A 17,382-nucleotide genomic window follows, 5' to 3' on the forward strand; every position below is an offset into this window, starting at 1 on the left:
ATATATTTGTAGCAGTCATGTAAACTATGTCTATTGGTAAAATTTTAATAGAAGAAAGTAGGAGCAAACCAATGAAAGCACTATATGTTTTTTTATCTTCCCTTGTATTGTTTGGACTTATTTCTGTTTCGCCAGCAGAAGCAGCAGCAGCAGAAAAATCCATCGATATGTATTTTTGGGAGGATGTTGATTACGATCATTGGGCATACAATGAATTGGAACGCTTTGTGTATTCGGATATCATAGACGGATATGTGGAAACAGAATCGTTTGAAGAAGATGGAGAGGAATATGAATATACATCCGTCTCTATAAAACCAAAAAATCCGATTACTCGTGCTGAATTCACTAAAATTTTAGTGAATTCGATGAATTTACGTGCAGGTGAAACAGTTAAATCGTTCCCTGATGTAAAACCGGCGAATTGGTATTACGAGTTTGTTAAGGTTGCTAGTAGTCAAGGCATTATCAATGGTAAACCAGACGGTACTTTCCGACCGAATGACAAGATTACACGTAACGAAATGGCAGTCATGATTTACCGTGCATTCGAGTCAAAGCTTGATTTTTCAGTAACAGGAAAAGTATTCCCAGATGTACCAAAGGGGAATTTCGCCTATGAAGCAGTTGTGAAAACGGCAGCTGTAGGAATTATCAAAGGGTACGGAAATGTTTTCAAGCCTTACAATGATGCAACTCGTGCTGAAGCTATCGTGATGATTGACCGTGCCTTGCATCTAGAGCCCGAAACAGATGGAGATCAACTTGCGATCATTCAAGCAGTTGATCGTAACATTAAAGATGAGACGAAATTCACTGAACAACAAGACTTAAAAGCATTAGAAGCACTTTATCGTGAAACGACAATTGGTTACCAATTAGCTTATTCACTTGATAGTTTGGATATGGCAGGTATGTTTGAAGAATCAGATGTTATATTCAAGAAGGAACAGATTGGTGAATATGCGATCAAAGTTGTATCTGTAAATAATCATTTTGCTCAAGTCCGTATTGATAACTTAGTATATAAAATATCTTTGACAGCGCCAGATATGTCTTTTAACATGAAAATTGACTTATCAGGAACTGCTCATCTTAAGAAAAGTAATGATGGTAAATGGAAAATTTATAACGTTGTTCTTGATGAAGATGACTATGAACAAGATTGGAAAGAAACATTAGAAACTGAGATCAACTAAGAACAAAAAAAGCGTAAGGAATTCTCTGAATCGCCCCGTAAAAGTTAGACATCAATCTAACTTTTACGGGGGTTTTTTTATGGCAAAAGTAAATGCCGAACATTGATTCAAGCAGTCCAGCGATATTTAAAAGGCAATGAATCTATGATTGAAATCGCGAAAGAATTGGAGTGACAGATAGGGTTGTAAGTGAATGGGTTTGCCTTTATTGAAAAATGGTGTAGAGACTTTCTTAAAATCCTAGTAGGAATGTTAAGCAGCAAAAAATAAAATGTACACTACTAAAATTGAAATTTAGTAATGTACATTTTTATAATAAGCGTAACATTATAAACAAGTTAAGATATAAGAAACCATCATGTACAGCGTATCCTCATCGCATCTATTTTAATAGCCCATATGATGGTGGCACGGCATATGCTGCTGATGGTGATGTTGATGATGCCCCATGTGATGATGATGCCCCATGTGATGGTGATGGTGTCCCATGTGGTGATGTTGGTGGTGATGATGTGGCATATGGCAAGGCTCAGGTGGCATTTCGCAAAGTGTGTGAGTCTCACAACATTCATTTACGACAGACTCAGTGCAAGGGAAATGATACTGATGATCAATTATATGTTTATTAACTGTTGTTACATGTGCTGGCTGTACATGTGGTACAACTGTATGGATGTAATTTGTGCGTACATAATCCTCCGGTGGACAACAATGTGGCGGCTCATATTGAGTTGGACATGTAAGTGGTGGACAACAATGCGGGCCTTTTGCATGATGATGGTGATGCATATGCTGCATGTGATGCATATGCTGCATATGTTGCATATGTCTTTCCATGGTAAAACCTCCTGTTTTGATAAGTTGTGGTTCATAATTAACATATGAGATAAAAGACGATATGGTCTATTTGTATGCCTATTAAGGGCTGGTTAAATCTCTTAGGCAATCAAAATAGGTATGATTAATGGAGGGATTCACCAAATTTTAGACGTCGTCAGTCACTGTAAAATTGAGGTTTGTTGAAAAGTAATGATACAAAGAAGAATTGCAAATAATGTTAGAAGAGAATAATAATAATATTAAATTTTAGATTGAATAAAAATGCATTTTGTTGTAGAATTAACCGATGTATCGTAGGTTTACGATATTTTTTAGCTCATAAAAATGAATGATAGTGATTATTCTAAAAAACTTTATGCATTGAGGATTTTAATAATAAAAAAGTAGTGTTTGGGCATTCCTTCCTTACTTTTTAAAGGAATGTTTTTTATTTGATCATTCATTAACTACTCGGAAATGCCAGATTGATGAATGCAAAACTTTATACAGATATACATTTCTTGGCGGTTTTAAAGTACCTAACAAGCTTGATGTATAAAACTTCGAAAAAACCTAAAGAAATGAGGCTTTAAATGATGAAAAAATATCCTACTTCTTCATACTTTTTCTTCATAATTCCGTCTCTTATTGGTGTTCTATTATTTATGACACCAGTCTTAACGGAAGATGGATGGAAAGTTCCGATTGCTATTTTAGCAAATTTATTAGCAGGTTTTGTTGCACCTATTATTAGTTACTTTACTATAATTATATTTGCGATTTCGGCAATTGGTTCATTCATTGCCAAATTTGTTCCTCGGAATAATGCAAAGGAATCTAGTATTTTATATACATTATTTTATGTAAATTGGTTTTGGACAATTATAAGAGTCATCGGTTTAGTATTTGCCTCAATGGTCGTGTTTAATTTTGGACCATCCGCGATTAACAATGAAAATACGGGTGGATTATTAATGAATCCTGACGGTGGTTTAGTAACATTTTTATTTACGATTTTCTTATTTGCAGGCCTACTATTACCGTTTTTAACAAACTTCGGATTGCTTGAATTTTTCGGAACGATGATGGTAAAAATCATGCGTCCGCTCTTTAAAAGCCCTGGGCGTTCATCAGTTGATGCACTTACATCGTGGGTTGGTGATGGAACAATTGGTGTTCTTATGACGAGTAAGCAATATGAAATGGGGAACTATACGAAAAAAGAGTCAGCCATTATTGCAACGAGCTTTTCTGTAGTATCCATCACATTCTGTATCGTAGTACTAGATACAGTGCATTTATCACGCTATTTTATTCCATATTACTTAACGGTTGTACTTTGCGGTCTTGTGTTAGCGATTGTTATGCCGCGAATTTTTCCACTTGCTAACAAAGAAGACACTTATATCGACGGTACACCAGTAGATTTATCACGTGAGGAATTACCTGAAGGCTATAATTCTGTGTCTCACGGCTTAGAAAATGCTTTAGCCGTTGCGCATGCAAATCGTGACCCACGTCAATTTTTGAAAGATGGGACTAGAAATGTCTTGGATTTATGGATTGGTGTAGCACCGATCGTTATGGCATTTGGTACGGTTGCTTTAATGCTTGCTGAATTCACTAATATTTTTGCATTTTTAGGAAAACCGTTTGAACCTATTTTAACAGTACTTGGTTTACCAGAGGCAGCTGAGGCAGCGCAAACGATGGTTGTTGGCTTTGCTGACATGTTTTTGCCTTCAATTTTAGGAGCAGGAATTGAAGCTGAAACGACACGATTTGTGATTGCTGTCGTTTCTGTTACACAGCTTATTTATATGTCTGAAGTCGGTGGCCTTATTTTAGGTACAAAAATTCCACTGAAATTTTTAGATCTAGTAATTATTTTCTTAATTCGTACGATTATTTCACTACCAATCGCAGCATTAGTTGCACATATACTCTTTTAGATTAAAAAGGCAATTGTTCGAATTTCACTAATGCGAACAATTGCTTTTTTCTTTATTAAAGTACGCGCAAAAAAGGAGAATATCTATAAAAAGGAATTCAGTGAACATAATATAACTTGCACATAAATTCATTGAATTGGGAAAAACTACGTTTAAAGTGATGATACTGAGGTGATAAAATGGACAGAATTTTTTCTCTCTGCTTAAGTTCTTGTTATTTGTTATTTTCTCAACCTAGTGATGCCTATATAAAAGACTCACCTAGTTCGTATGAAGAGGTCTATCCTGAAATAGGCTATAAAACGGTTGAAGGAGCTGCCTACGATTTCGAACGGCACTTTCATCAAGGACTAAAGCTACCACTTCGAGTACCTCCTATTAGTTTTACACATCATTTTGGTCGGTTTAATGATCTAGATGGTGACATGAACGATTTTTTTGAAGTTACATTTGTTAATAATCAACTTCCTGAACATCATTATAAAATAACGGTTCGACCTATTCAGTATAAGTTTCCAGTTAAAAAGGAAAGTGTAGTAAAGACTTTCGTATTGAAAAAGGGAACGACTTCAATCTATATGGAAGTCTCGGGTTTTCATGTACTTGCTTTCGAAAGAGAAGATTGGCAATATATGCTGTGGATTGATAAAAGAGTTTCAAATAAGGTGACACCTGAAGTGTTAGTTGACATTGCTAATTCCATTGACTATACAACGTTAGAGGATGAACGGGGTTAATTCAGCTAGAAAATGCCAAGACCTATAGTTTTTTGGTCTTGGCATCATTTTTTTTGAAAGTATGCCGAATAGCCTCAATAATTATGCTGGATTGACAGAAGCATTTCGGATCGCCATTGTTATGATAGAGTAGAGTAATACACTAAAAACTAATAAACCACTTAATAGAGCGAAGCTAGATATATTTGATAGTAGGTCAAACAAAGGAGAATACCATTTGAATATGATTGTAACAATCGGAATTAAGACGAGTAACCCTATAAAACTGTAACCGCCCAGAGTTCCCAAGCGATAAAAGACAACATTCAATAAAAGTCCTGCTGTTAGGAACAAGAGCAGTAAAACAGTATCCAATGCCATCATTTGTAAAAATGATGGGGAATTATTAAAAAGTAAAATAGGATGGATAATGAATATGTTAGAGACGTTAGTAAGTATTTTTTGTGTACAACCAATTATGAAGGCACTTACTAGGCTCCAACAGATAAAAAAGAGCCCCACATTGAACATAAATTGCAAGCGACATAAACCAAGCCTTAAAAAATAGGATAACGTTTTATTTAGTAACTTTGCAGCCATGATACTGGAGAAGATATAAACAGGTATAGAAATCATGATGTAAAAATTATAAATATACAGGTTAAAAAAAGCTTCTAAGAATAACGACAATAGGACGATTGAAAATAAAATGCTCCAAAAAATTAAAATTTGCTTTTTATAGCTTTGAAATAATACATACAAACTTCCCTTTACTGTATTCATTTAATAGTCCTCGCTTTCTGCTGTTTACTTAAATACACTAACATATCCTGTAATGAAACAGGTTCAAGCATAATATTCTGTCCTTCAATGGATTGACCATCAGTGAAGACAATTGCAGTTAGCTCCTGCATAAATGTATGCTTATAAATACTCTTTAGTCCATTAATTGCCTGCTCAACATCAGAAGGATTACCTTTTACTGCTACAATATGCTCATGCCATTCCTCCACGGTTTTCTGAAGCAGTAATTGTCCTTCGTGTAAAATAAGTATTTCCTCAAATAGCTTACTTGCTTCATCAATTAAATGTGTAGACAATATAAAGAGTCTTGGATTGTCGGTTTGTTGTTCAATCAATAAATCATAAAAAGTATTTCGGGCAGCTACATCAAGTCCGATATAAGGTTCATCAAAGATTGTAATCCCTGCGTTACTCGCAAAGCCTGTAATAATGCCTAACGCAGACACCATTCCTTTTGATAAACTGCGAACCTTATCTTTTGGATTTAGAGCAAAAACTTCTAGTAGCTCCATTGCGAGCTCTCCATCCCAGTTTGGATAAAAGAAGCTATTCGCCTTTAACGTTTGTGCAATTGTCATTTCCTCTTGAAAGTTTCCATTCTCTGCAACAAAACAAATATCACGTAAAGTTAAAGGTACATTGAAAACATTTTCTCCATTGACAGATATGTTTCCTTTAGTTGTAGAAATAAGTCCTGATAATAAATTTAAGAATGTTGTTTTACCAGCGCCATTATGACCCAAAAATCCAATGATTTTTGGTCCTTCAATTGTAAAAGAGATATTTTTTAAAGCTTCCTTATGTCTATATGATTTACTAACATTTTTCACTTCGATTTTCATAGGTTAACCCCTCTGTAACATATTTTGTAATTCTTTATCTGAGATACCTAATCTTATTGCTTCTTTCTTTAACGGCTCTATATGTTGCTGAAAAAAATTTTCCTTACGCTCCGCAATTAATAATTCACGAGCATCAGTACTCACAAACATGCCGACGCCACGTTTTTTATAAATTACGCCTTTGTCCACTAATTCGTTCACGCCCTTTCCAGCTGTTGCAGGATTAATTTGATATTCCTTTGCAAATTCATTTGTGGATGGAATGCGATCTTCGGGTTGTAGGTGTCCATCTAAAATTCCATCCTCTATTCGTTCGCGAATTTGTTGGAAAATGGGCTTTTCATTGTTTAAAGAGTGAATCACAATTCCCCTCCTTTTGTTGATTGGTTAATTACTTGTGTAACTAACTATATAACGTAAGGGTAATTTTGTCAATTCCATATTGTGAAAAATTTAGTTGACTGAATGCGTTCATTAAGTTATTATAACTAGCGAATAAGAAAGAGGTTCATAGCGCATACCCTCTATAAAAAACTATGGATGACGTCATCTACGCCATATCCCAAAATGCGGATATGGCGATTTTTTTTATTTGGTTTCACGCAATGGACTTCTCACAATTTGAGGAGGCATTTTTTATGGCAGGAAGAAATGAAGAGCAAGGTTTACAGGATTTAACACTCCTTGGGAACCAAAATACAAAGTATTTATTTGAATACTCACCGGAAATACTTGAAGCAGTCGACAATTTGCATACGAAAAACGATTTTTTTGTAAAGTTTAATTGCCCGGAATTCACAAGTCTATGTCCAATGACAGGGCAGCCTGACTTTGCGACAATGTATATTTCTTTTATTCCAGATAAAAAACTAGTCGAGAGTAAATCATTAAAGCTATATTTATTTAGTTTCCGTAATCATGGGGACTTTCATGAGGATTGTGTCAACATCATCATGAATGATTTAATTAAGCTGATTGAACCGCGCTATATTGAAGTATGGGGTAAGTTTACACCGCGTGGTGGCTTGTCCATTGATCCTTGGTGTAACTATGGCCGACCAGGCACAAAATATGAAAAAATGGCGGAGCACCGTTTGATGAACCACGATATGTATCCGGAAAAGGTGGATAACCGCTGATGCTTTACTATTTAAATGGATTGTTTGTTGGCTTTTTAATTTTAGCTAATGTTTTAGCTGTTAAAGTGTTTAGTATAGGTGAATGGATGGTGCTTCCAGCCGCTGCGATTTTAATCATTTTTACGTATCCGCTTATTGATGTAATTTGCGAGGTATATGGTAAGGAAGCGGGTGGTCGCACGGTTAGAACAGGGCTTATTGCTCAAGTGTTTGCGGTATTCTTTATCGCTATAGCCATTGAACTACCACCTGCACAAGCCTTTGTCCATCAGCAGGAGTTTGAGACAATTCTCGGCGGCAGTATGCGTGTCATCATTGCAAGTCTTGTAGCTTATTCGGTCAGTGTTAACTTGGATGTAGTGATATTTAGTAAATTTAAAGAAAAGCATGGAGACGGAAAGCTTTGGCTTCGAAATAATGCTTCTACGATGCTAAGCCAACTCATCGATACGGCATTATTTATTACGATAGCCTTTTTTGGAATAATGCCATTTAAGGTGTTACTGACATTATTTATCACACAGTATATATTTAAATTTTTGGCGTCTATTGTTGCAACACCACTTGTTTATGGGTTAGTTTACGTTGCACGGAAATTTGATAAACTTAAAAGCATCGAGCCATCTCATTACTGAGATGGCTTTTTTAACATTCCGTTCTTTAAATAACCCGATGGAAGAGAGGGACATAATTCTTCTGTCGAAAGTTAATAGTGCTCTTGTAATCGAATATTATTTAATAGCACCTCTTTTATCCAAGTTTATAGCTCCATTTTTGCATATGTGTAACGTTACGGCCGAGCATATACTGTGGATAAGAAAGGGAGGTGAGCAATTATGAGAATTAACTGGAAGATCCGTTTTCAGCATAAACCATTTTTACTTGCACTATTTTCGTTGATTGTATTACTCGCGCAGCAAGTAGCAGCTATTTTTGGCTATGATTTAACGAGTGCAATGAGTGAGCAGGGAATGACCATCTTAAATACAGTATTATCAATCTTCGCTTTATTAGGAGTTATCGTAGATCCTACAACACGGGGAACCAGTGATAGTCAACGTGCTTTGATGTATAGAAGACCTAGATAAAAAAGGGTGTAAATAAATTAAAAGTGTAATTTTACATTTTGGATAAATGTGTTATAATGATAAAAAATTGATAAAGATAAAGTAGGGAGGACGATTGAATGTCGCTTGAAATGGAGCAGAGGGTTGCCAAGCTCGAGCGGGAAATGATGGATTTGCGGCAGGAATTAGAAGGCTTAAAACGTCAACAACCTGTTGGAAAATCAAGCGCCTTGAGTGCTAGGCAATCCATGGCTGATCAATTTGAACCAAAACCAGCGCAAATCCTAAAGCCAAATTCAAGCTTGGAACCAAAGCCGAAAATAATGACAAATCCAGAAGAAAAGGTGCAACCACAGCGAACATTGGAAGAGCGTATTATGTGGGCACTTCCAAAATTATTTATGGTCATTTTAGTGATGGGGGTACTTTGGGGACTTAAGCTTGTTAGTGATTATGGCTATTTAGCGAACGAAGTTAAAATTATCCTTGCCTACGTATTATCTCTTGCCTTAGCAGTAATAGCTTATGTGTTAGAGCGAAAAAAAACAGGATCATCGGCTATAACAATTTCTTTATACGGTGGTGCATTTATTGTTGGGATATTAACAACTGCCGCAAGTGCGATATTGTATGAAATCATAGGTTTAACGATGGCACTTGTTATTGCCGTTGTTTATATCGGCTACGGTATTGTTATTAGCTACTTGAAGAAAAACGAAGTACTCACAATATTTGTAGCCTTTACATCATTATTACTACCATATTTACTAGAATATATGGATTTTAGTCCTGTTATCATCTTAATCTATGTGGTTGTGCTATTTATGATGCTGCAATTTGTCATTCTTCAACACAAGCAGAAGTTGGCATTCTATCTAGCAACCTTTTTCTCTTTGCTAGCTGTCAGCATTATAGCGTTTATGAACCATGACAACCGAGTTGTTTTTGCAATAGGTTTCCTTGTTGTTCTAACTATTTTTTACACTAGTTGGTGCCGATTATATAATGCAGAGTCTAAACTGAAAAATATTCATGTCGGACTCCAATTCAGTCTAGGAACTTTTAGTTTATTACTCCTGAACTTTATTATTAGACCAATTGAATATAGCGAAGCACTATTACTCATAGTAATCAGCTTGTTTGCAGCTGTAGCGGGTTATGGCTATAAGCAAAAATGGCAGGAGGCATTTGATAGTGCCGTAACACTCGCATTTATTACACTATGTAATACGCTGCTAGTTATGAATTTACCAGGGGAAGTAGATCAATTGCTCATCCCGTTCATCACCTTTGCAGGTGTTATGATGAGTTTACGATTACGAGCAAGTATGATGAAGGTTGTCGGCTCATTTTCATTTACAATTACAGTCGCTTTAAACTTTATTATTCATGAGCCGACACCGTTCTTCAGCATAGATCATATTAGCTTAATAATGCCGGGAATATATCTCCTAATTATTTATGTATATGCGAGACGTCCAAAAGAGACACTGACATCCTTCGAAAAGTTTATGAAGGAAATATATGTGATTGATATTTTAGCAGTTATTACGGCTGGTTATTTCTTAGCCTATATCGGAAAGCTGGATGAATTGTACTTTGCAAGTGTTGGTAATATCCCGCATTTAACGTGTTTAATCCTAGCTTTACTTTTCGCGGGATCACTTTTAGTACCAATAAAATACAAGGGGCGTGCATTAACGCCAGTCCTTGGTGGGTTTTTCGTTCTCTTCACCGTAATGCTTGAAATTATTCCATACAATATGCAAGGTATCGAGTGGCTAAATATAGTAACAAGAATCGTGTATATTGCTGTGATCATAGCAATAATGATTGATGTACTGATGAAGGGCCGCATTTACCAAATCTATCAAGAGCAAGCAGAGAAACTTCTAGACCAAGTTGTAAGTGCAGGCGTTGTGCTTACGATGATATCGGTTTGGGGTCTTATCCATCAACTTTCCTATAATAGTTTGCTAGATTGGAAACTAAGCATTGCCTTTTCAACGATCACATTATTCCTGACAGCCAGTATCTCACTATGGCTTAGCACTGTGCGTAACTTACAAACATTACGCCTAACAGGGTTTGTTATTTTAGTGATTGCGTTTATTAAGCTTATATTCTTTGATTTATCCGCTTTAGACTTATTAATACGAGCTGTCCTGTTTATTTTGATAGGTGGGATTGGGTTGTTGTTGTCGGGTAGGTTGTTGAAGAAATAAATAAATAATATTGATCTAAAGCATGGAGTTGCAATAAAACAACATTAAAACCGTTTACCTTTATTTTATGGTAAACGGTTTTTTTATATCTAATCGCTTTTTAAACTTAGCTTGATCTACATATTTTAGCAATTGAAAAATTTAAAAATAAATACAAATTCATACGAAAAAGTAGTGTTGTAAATGCTGTTTATATATGGAATAGTATAATTAGCATAGGGAATATTCAATTAATAGGAAAGTTTATTTACTATAAGTACTATTGTTTTAGTGTTAAAGTCTAATGTACTTTTAACTTCTTTCGGCGGGTGTCCAAACGCCCGCTAAACAGAGGAACTTAGTCTAGGAACGCCAAGTCCTGTGGCATTACCGAAATGACCGACATCGTGTCGGCCCTCGCGCATGTCTAAGCGCAAAGCCAATTCCAGACGTGATTATGCCGAGGCATAATTGATTAACTTACATTACTAAAAAGTTTGATCAGCATAAGGAGGGAGAAAATGAAGCGTCAAAATAGAAAATTATTTAAGAGTCAAGGGGGATTCTCTTTAATTGAGGTTGTTGCTTCCTTAGTTATAATAACTATCATCTTATTATCCTTTTTCGGCTTACTCATCCAATCGAATAAAACCGGAAAAAGCTCTGAACAAATTATTGATGCTACCTATTTAGCGCAAAAGGAAATGGAGAAAATGTATAACTACTTTAAATCTACCACGATCGAAACGTGGGAATCTAATTTTCCGTACTTAGCTGAAAAGGATGAAGTGAATTCAACAGGTAATATCACTCGGTATAAAGTGACACCCTCTAATGCTAAAAACAAGGAAATCATAATAGTGAATGCTGAAGATATCTCGCATGATAATACCGTTAGGGTTACTATCGAAGTTTATGATTCAAGAGGGGCGATATTAAAAGCGAAAATGCAAAATATCTTTAGCTTGTAAGAAAAGAGGTGGTTCATATGTCTAAATTCAAAAATGAGAGAGGCGTGACCTTACTAGAAGTTTTGGCTGTTACTGTAATAGCTACGATTGTATCTATTGTTCTTATGTCTATCTTAATGAACAGTAAGACTACAAGCGATAAACAAATGAAATCGACTATTCAATTATCTGACACAACTTATATTTTGAAAGTTGTTACTAAAGATACGCGTAAATCTACTGAAATTCATAAAAAGGCTTTAGATGAGTATACAGAATATACACTAATAAATAATCAAAATAATAAAAAATATACTTATGTATATTACCAAAAGGATCAGACGATTACGAGAAATGATGAAATGATTGCAGCGAATGTGCTTGATTTTAACATTGAAGATAAACGGAGTCATGTAATTATTGATATTACAACGCCAAATAGTAAGCCTTTTTCATCAACTATATATTTTAGGGGAGGCAGCTAAATGTTTAAGAATCTAAAACAAGAAAATGGTTATTCGTTACTTTTAGTAATTTTTACAATTGCTTTTATCTCAGTTCTTGGAATTACGCTTTTAACACTTACTGCTAATTCATTAAAGATGTCTGCTAATGAGCGAGATGACCAATCTGTTTTTTACATTGCAGAAGGTGGCTTAAACAGTACAAAAAACAAAGTAAAACAATTAGTTAAAATTACATACGATGAAAATAGAAAAAAATTCAATAAGCTACCTCCTGATAAAAGAAAGCCGGAAAAATTTAAGTCAGATTTTATAGATGCATTTGAAAGTAGCTTAGAAAAAATCTTTGAAAAGAATCAATCAACATATGCTGATACAGTGACTTTTGATGAACAATTTAATGAAAAAACTTTTGCAAATGTAACAGTTATTCAAGAAAGTACTGAACAATTACAATATAAAATAACGTCCGTTGGTAATGTTGGCAAGAAAACGAGAACAGTAGCACAGACAATTACAATCGATTTAGGAAGCGGGACGGGTTCTGGTTTTTCAAATTCCGCTGCTATCCACGCTATAAAAAACATCGAACTTGGAGGAGGTAAACTTAATGGGGATGTTGTTTCTGACAGTGGAAAAATTAGTATTACACAAGAGAGTGCTAAAATTACTGGTAAGATTGGAACAACTCCAGATAAGTTTTCAAAGCCGAGCTGGATGAATGTTACGAATGAGATTATAGGGAATGTTGCATTTCCTAAGGATGTATTACCACCTTTCCCGGATAATGAATTTACTAGTTTAAGCACAAGACCATATACAAATTCAATTCAAGTTTCCATCGATGGAAATCAAACTCAACTCTCGTTGGAAAATCATTCAATTAAGATTGACGGTGGAGGAAACGGACACATAAATGGGTATCAAAACTTTAGTGGTACTCTCCCGCTTACTCAAAATATGTACTTGAAAACGCTTATAGTTTCTTCGGGCAGAACGTTATCTATTGATGTAGGTAATTCAGACAAAAATTTATATATAGATAACTTTAACTTCACGGAAGGGCACTTAAATATTACGGGGAGCGGTAGATTAACTTTGTATATTAAGGATGCTTTTAATTTAAAGGGAAGTTCGAGTATGAATAATACAGGAGACATAGGGCAATTAAGTGTATATTATACAGGCACTTCGTTAATGGATTTTACTGGTGATACAAAAACAAAAGCCTCTATATATGCTAAATCAGCTGATATAAAAATAAATGGTTCTGGTAGCGTACAAGGAAATCTATATGCAGGTGGATCAAATATCAATGTTGAAGGAGGGTCTTATAATCACGACTTATATATTTATGCCCCCGACGCAAAAATCATAATGAGAGGATCAGGAGAAGTTATAGGAGGAATAATGGCTTATACAGTAAATACGAGTGGAGGTTCAACTGTTACTTACAAACCAAAAACGATTGAAGATACAATATCAAATGGTGGTTTAGTATTTGAAGAAAATAATAATTTAACAATTTCTAATAGTATGCTTGAAGTAGAATAAAGATCACAGAGCATGAAGAGGTTGTTTAGAATGCGATATTCTGATTTTGATACAATAGAATACTAAGCTTGTCGTCTTAGTAATGACATTATTTTTACAATTATATAGTTAGTTTTAGAGAAGCTTAATGCTGTCTATGACGAGGGTTTCCAATTGATGTGAGAAAGTAATAGAAAAGGGTTATTTAGAATGTCTGGAATGAATTCAGATTTTCTAAATAACCCTTATTTTAATATTGGTTAAACTCTTGGTGAGAATAGAAAGAGGGCGCTATTTGAATTTAAAGTGCAACCTTTCAATTGAACCTGAAATTAATAGTCTTTTTTGTCTAGGGTAGTTGATTCGATATGTATACATCGAAAGTTGTGTGGAGATATATGACTTTGTTTTATAGTCCATAAAACACATTAACAACATTTCAATAGTAATTACAATTTCATGTTTAAAAAAGATGAGTTCACTGAAATTTAACTATTTTTAGGATGAAAGGCTCATTTTTAAATATAGTTTGTGTTGTATTGTAAAAATATGAATAAAAAGTAATTGTTTTATATGAGTAAATAGACATTCTTTTTTTGACTATATTTGTAAAGGTGATGAGGCTATGAAATTATATTTGAAGTTAGGCGCAATGGTAGCTGTTCTAATCATCTTATTAACAGTCTGGGTACCTAATATGATCGTAGATAGTGCACTGGCTAAAGGTGTTGAATCCACAATCGGAGGAACATCGGTTAAGGATTTAGAGGGTGGTGATATTGAAAATGCTTTACAAGAGGCTATTAATATTTGGCGAGACGCTCCTGTTAGCGTAGAAGGGGCCAATATTACGATTTCACTGGATCCAAAATTATTTGTATTTGATGTAGAGAGTTCTATAGCTGAATATCATAGTTTAACAGACAAGTCTTGGTTTGCTTTTTGGAAGCAAGAGCAAGCGGTACATATACCCTTACATGTGGAAGTAGATGATCAAGTGAAGAAGCAGCTTGAGGCTACTGGTGTATGGGAGGTTGATGCGACCTTAAATGCAATTTCCACTCAAGTTTCCTATTTAAAAAGTCAGAAAATCACTGCAACAGTTGCAGATACTCATTTAATAGAAGCGGAGCGTTTGGCTCTATCGATTGAGAAAATACCTACAAATGCAATAGGTGTTGATAAATTAATGAATACGCTAAATGATTCTATTATATTACCGGGAGAGCCGTTTTCTTTTTTAACAACGATAGAAGAACAATATGACGAAGCAAATAGTGAAGCCATTAATTTCCTAGCTTCCATGCTTTATCATACTGCTCTTCAAACCGAATATGAGATTTCAGAGAGACATTCCCAAGAAGAGAAGCCAAATTATTTGCAGCAAGGTTTGGATGCGAGGATAAATCGTGCGTTAGATAAAGATTTACAATTTGTAAACCGTTCTGATCAATCGAATAAGTTAAAACTCACAGTAGAGGGTGATTCTTTAAAAGTGGAATTACTAGCGCAAAAGAAAGAAAAAGAAATCTCTGTTCGAGTTAGTAAAGATAAAATCATACAACCACGAGTCATTATTCGCTATTCTAACGACCTACCAGTAGGCAGTGAAGAGGTTCTTCAAAAAGGTCAAGAAGGCGTACGGGTCGAAGTTTATCGCTCTGTTTTAGAAAATGGTAACACTACGGAGGAACTAGTTAGCCGTGACTACTATCCACCAGTTAATAAAATCATTGTGAAATCTTCAAGACAGCCTGTTGTTCCAGAAAATAGTAATGAAAAAGTAGGGACTTCCGATTCGAGTGATCCTGATCTAAACATGGATTTAGATGGAGATGGATTACCAGATACACATTCTGAAAATGAAAAATCCGTCAATAATGCTGCAAATAACAATAAAGATACATCTGCAAATACTTCAAAAGATCCGAATGATCCTGAGATTGTATATGGCTACTATGATAAAGGTGGGAATTTTGTACAAACAAGCCCATAAAGAGAGGAGTATATGTGAATGATCGTAAAAACTGGGCGAAAGCGATTAGGTGATTTACTTGTTGAAGCTGGTGTTATAACAAATGTGCAATTGGAATTTGCGCTTACAAACAAAACAAAAGATGAGAAATTAGGCGATTTTCTTATAAAAGAAAATATTTTAACTGAGCAACAGTTAATCGAAGTACTAGAGTTTCAGCTAGGAATCCCGCACATTCATTTGAATCAATATTCAATAAGCCCGGACTTACTTCAACTTGTTCCGGCTGAGCTCGCTAAACGAACAAATATTATTCCAATTCGTCGTGAAAAAAATAAACTTTTCATCGCGATGGCTGACCCGATGGACTATTTTGCAATAGAAGAAGTACGTATGGCGACAGGCTGCCAAATCGAAACAAGTATTGCAGCTAAGGATGACTTATATCGTACCCTAACGAAATATTATGATTTGCAAGAGTCTATGGAGGCTGCATTGCTCGACATTGGTGCGACAGCTGCTGAAACACAGGAGGAAATTGAACGAGAGGATTCTCCGATTGTCCGACTAGTTAATCAAATAATTGCTAATGGAGTTGCCCAACGAGCAAGCGATATCCACTTTGACCCACAGGAGACGGATTTAAGGGTTCGCTATCGAGTAGATGGGGTATTGAGAACCGAGCGCTCGTTACCGAAACATATGCAAAATATAATATTAGCACGTATCAAAATTATGGGGAATTTGAATATCACGGAAAATCGAATTCCTCAAGATGGACGTATTAAAACGAATGTTAATTTCAAGCCAGTAGATATTCGACTTTCGACTCTTCCAACTGTTTATGGAGAAAAAGTTGTGATGCGTATTTTGGACTTAAGCAGTGTTGCCAATTCAATTGACAAGCTTGGCTTTACAGAGCAAAACGAAGTCCTTTTCCGAAACATGATTGACAATCCTAATGGTATTTTGCTAATAACGGGTCCTACTGGATCAGGGAAATCATCTACATTATATGCAGCCTTAAGCAACTTGAATGAAGAAGATGTAAACATCATTACAGTAGAAGATCCAGTGGAATATCAGCTCGATGGTATAAACCAAATTCAAGTGAAAGAAGAAGTAGGTTTAACATTTGCAGCTGGATTGCGTTCAATTTTGCGTCAGGACCCAGATATCGTAATGATAGGTGAAATAAGGGATTTTGAAACAGCACAAATAGCAGTACGTGCCTCGTTAACAGGGCATTTAGTTTTAAGTACTTTACATACAAATAGTGCAGTTGAGTCAATTTCTCGACTACAGGATATGGGGATAGAACCGTTTTTGTTATCTTCTTCACTAGTAGGGATTATGGCACAGCGCTTAGTACGACGAATTTGCCGAGATTGTGGAGAAGACTACGCTTTTACGAAGCATGAATTAGAAATCATGCATAAGAACGGCATTGAGGGAGTTACACATGGTAGACGCGGAAGAGGCTGTCCTTCGTGTAATCAAACAGGGTATCGTGGACGGATGGCTATTCATGAAATTTTACCAATTGATCGCAATATTAAAGAAATGATATTAAGTCGAAGTAGCGATAGTGCGATGCGTGATTATATGAAACAAGAAGGCTATTACACATTACTGGTAGATGGGTTGTTAAAAGTAGTAGAAGGACAAACAACCACTTCAGAAGTATTGCGTGTAGCAAATGCAGATTAGGATGTGAA

16 protein-coding genes are annotated in these 17,382 nt (G+C 35.4%); 12 read left to right on the forward strand and 4 right to left on the reverse strand.

The genetic code is table 11. The features are described from left to right. Positions 1–71 precede the first annotated feature (71 nt). Positions 72–1,199: an S-layer homology domain-containing protein gene (locus B1B04_RS06800; RefSeq protein ID WP_079560592.1), complete on the forward strand. Its 1,128-nt coding sequence runs from the start codon at positions 72–74 to the stop codon at positions 1,197–1,199. Between the two features lie 387 nt (positions 1,200–1,586). Here B1B04_RS06800 and B1B04_RS26080 read toward each other — a convergent pair whose 3' ends face one another. Next, entirely contained in the window at positions 1,587–2,036 is a 450-nt protein-coding gene (locus B1B04_RS26080) for a CotD family spore coat protein (RefSeq protein ID WP_240518227.1), read from the reverse strand. A 578-nt stretch (positions 2,037–2,614) separates the two neighbouring features. On the opposite strand from B1B04_RS26080, the gene B1B04_RS06810 reads away from it, so the two are divergent. Both B1B04_RS06810 and B1B04_RS06815 read left to right on the forward strand, forming a co-directional pair. Continuing rightward, complete coding sequence (locus B1B04_RS06810) at positions 2,615–3,970, forward strand: YjiH family protein (RefSeq protein WP_079560871.1); 1,356 nt, start codon at positions 2,615–2,617, stop codon at positions 3,968–3,970. Positions 3,971–4,149: 179 nt separating this feature from the next. Continuing rightward, positions 4,150–4,707, forward strand: coding sequence for a hypothetical protein (locus tag B1B04_RS06815; RefSeq protein WP_079560594.1), 558 nt, complete (start codon positions 4,150–4,152; stop codon positions 4,705–4,707). An 81-nt stretch (positions 4,708–4,788) separates the two neighbouring features. Here B1B04_RS06815 and B1B04_RS06820 read toward each other — a convergent pair whose 3' ends face one another. Genes B1B04_RS06820 through B1B04_RS06830 form a run of 3 tightly spaced genes read right to left on the reverse strand, consistent with a single transcriptional unit; the run spans position 4,789 to position 6,695 of the window. Beyond that, positions 4,789–5,469 (reverse strand): hypothetical protein, encoded by a 681-nt coding sequence (locus B1B04_RS06820; protein WP_079560596.1) that lies wholly within the window; start codon positions 5,467–5,469, stop codon positions 4,789–4,791. Then, positions 5,466–6,332 carry an ABC transporter ATP-binding protein gene (locus B1B04_RS06825; RefSeq protein WP_079560599.1) on the reverse strand — a complete coding sequence of 289 codons (867 nt, stop codon included), beginning with the start codon at positions 6,330–6,332 and terminating at the stop codon, positions 5,466–5,468. Before B1B04_RS06825 ends, B1B04_RS06820 begins: the two co-directional genes overlap by 4 nt. 3 nt (positions 6,333–6,335) lie before the next feature. Beyond that, positions 6,336–6,695 carry a GntR family transcriptional regulator gene (locus tag B1B04_RS06830; RefSeq protein WP_079560601.1) on the reverse strand — a complete coding sequence of 120 codons (360 nt, stop codon included), beginning with the start codon at positions 6,693–6,695 and terminating at the stop codon, positions 6,336–6,338. A 275-nt stretch (positions 6,696–6,970) separates the two neighbouring features. Between B1B04_RS06830 and queF the strand changes: the two genes are divergently transcribed. The 9 genes from queF (at position 6,971) to B1B04_RS06875 (ending at position 17,374) form a co-directional block, all read left to right on the forward strand. Continuing rightward, the gene (queF, locus tag B1B04_RS06835; RefSeq protein WP_049668571.1) at positions 6,971–7,471 is read left to right on the forward strand and encodes a preQ(1) synthase; all 501 of its coding nucleotides are present in this window, start codon (positions 6,971–6,973) and stop codon (positions 7,469–7,471) included. After that, positions 7,471–8,106, forward strand: a complete 636-nt coding sequence (locus B1B04_RS06840) for a queuosine precursor transporter (RefSeq protein WP_079560603.1) — start codon at positions 7,471–7,473, stop codon at positions 8,104–8,106. The genes queF and B1B04_RS06840 overlap by 1 nt, the downstream gene beginning before the upstream one ends. Before the next feature lie 201 nt (positions 8,107–8,307). Beyond that, entirely contained in the window at positions 8,308–8,559 is a 252-nt protein-coding gene (locus B1B04_RS06845; RefSeq protein WP_079560605.1) for a phage holin, read from the forward strand. 98 nt (positions 8,560–8,657) lie between these two features. Further along, positions 8,658–10,763, forward strand: coding sequence for a DUF2339 domain-containing protein (locus B1B04_RS06850; RefSeq protein WP_079560607.1), 2,106 nt, complete (start codon positions 8,658–8,660; stop codon positions 10,761–10,763). A 500-nt stretch (positions 10,764–11,263) separates the two neighbouring features. Continuing rightward, positions 11,264–11,713, forward strand: coding sequence for a type IV pilus modification PilV family protein (locus tag B1B04_RS06855; RefSeq protein WP_079560610.1), 450 nt, complete (start codon positions 11,264–11,266; stop codon positions 11,711–11,713). A gap of 17 nt (positions 11,714–11,730) precedes the next feature. Further along, on the forward strand, positions 11,731–12,177 hold the full coding sequence (locus B1B04_RS06860) for a type II secretion system protein (protein ID WP_079560612.1): 447 nt from the start codon (positions 11,731–11,733) through the stop codon (positions 12,175–12,177). Next, on the forward strand, positions 12,178–13,710 hold the full coding sequence (locus B1B04_RS06865; RefSeq protein WP_079560614.1) for a pilus assembly PilX N-terminal domain-containing protein: 1,533 nt from the start codon (positions 12,178–12,180) through the stop codon (positions 13,708–13,710). It begins immediately after the preceding gene. Positions 13,711–14,314: 604 nt separating this feature from the next. Further along, positions 14,315–15,685: a G5 domain-containing protein gene (locus B1B04_RS06870; protein WP_079560616.1), complete on the forward strand. Its 1,371-nt coding sequence runs from the start codon at positions 14,315–14,317 to the stop codon at positions 15,683–15,685. Positions 15,686–15,703: 18 nt separating this feature from the next. Continuing rightward, positions 15,704–17,374 (forward strand): GspE/PulE family protein, encoded by a 1,671-nt coding sequence (locus tag B1B04_RS06875; protein WP_079560618.1) that lies wholly within the window; start codon positions 15,704–15,706, stop codon positions 17,372–17,374. Positions 17,375–17,382: the final 8 nt, after the last annotated feature.

It is taken from the genome of Lysinibacillus sp. KCTC 33748 (assembly GCF_002237755.1).
Classification (GTDB): Bacteria; Bacillota; Bacilli; order Bacillales_A; family Planococcaceae; genus Lysinibacillus.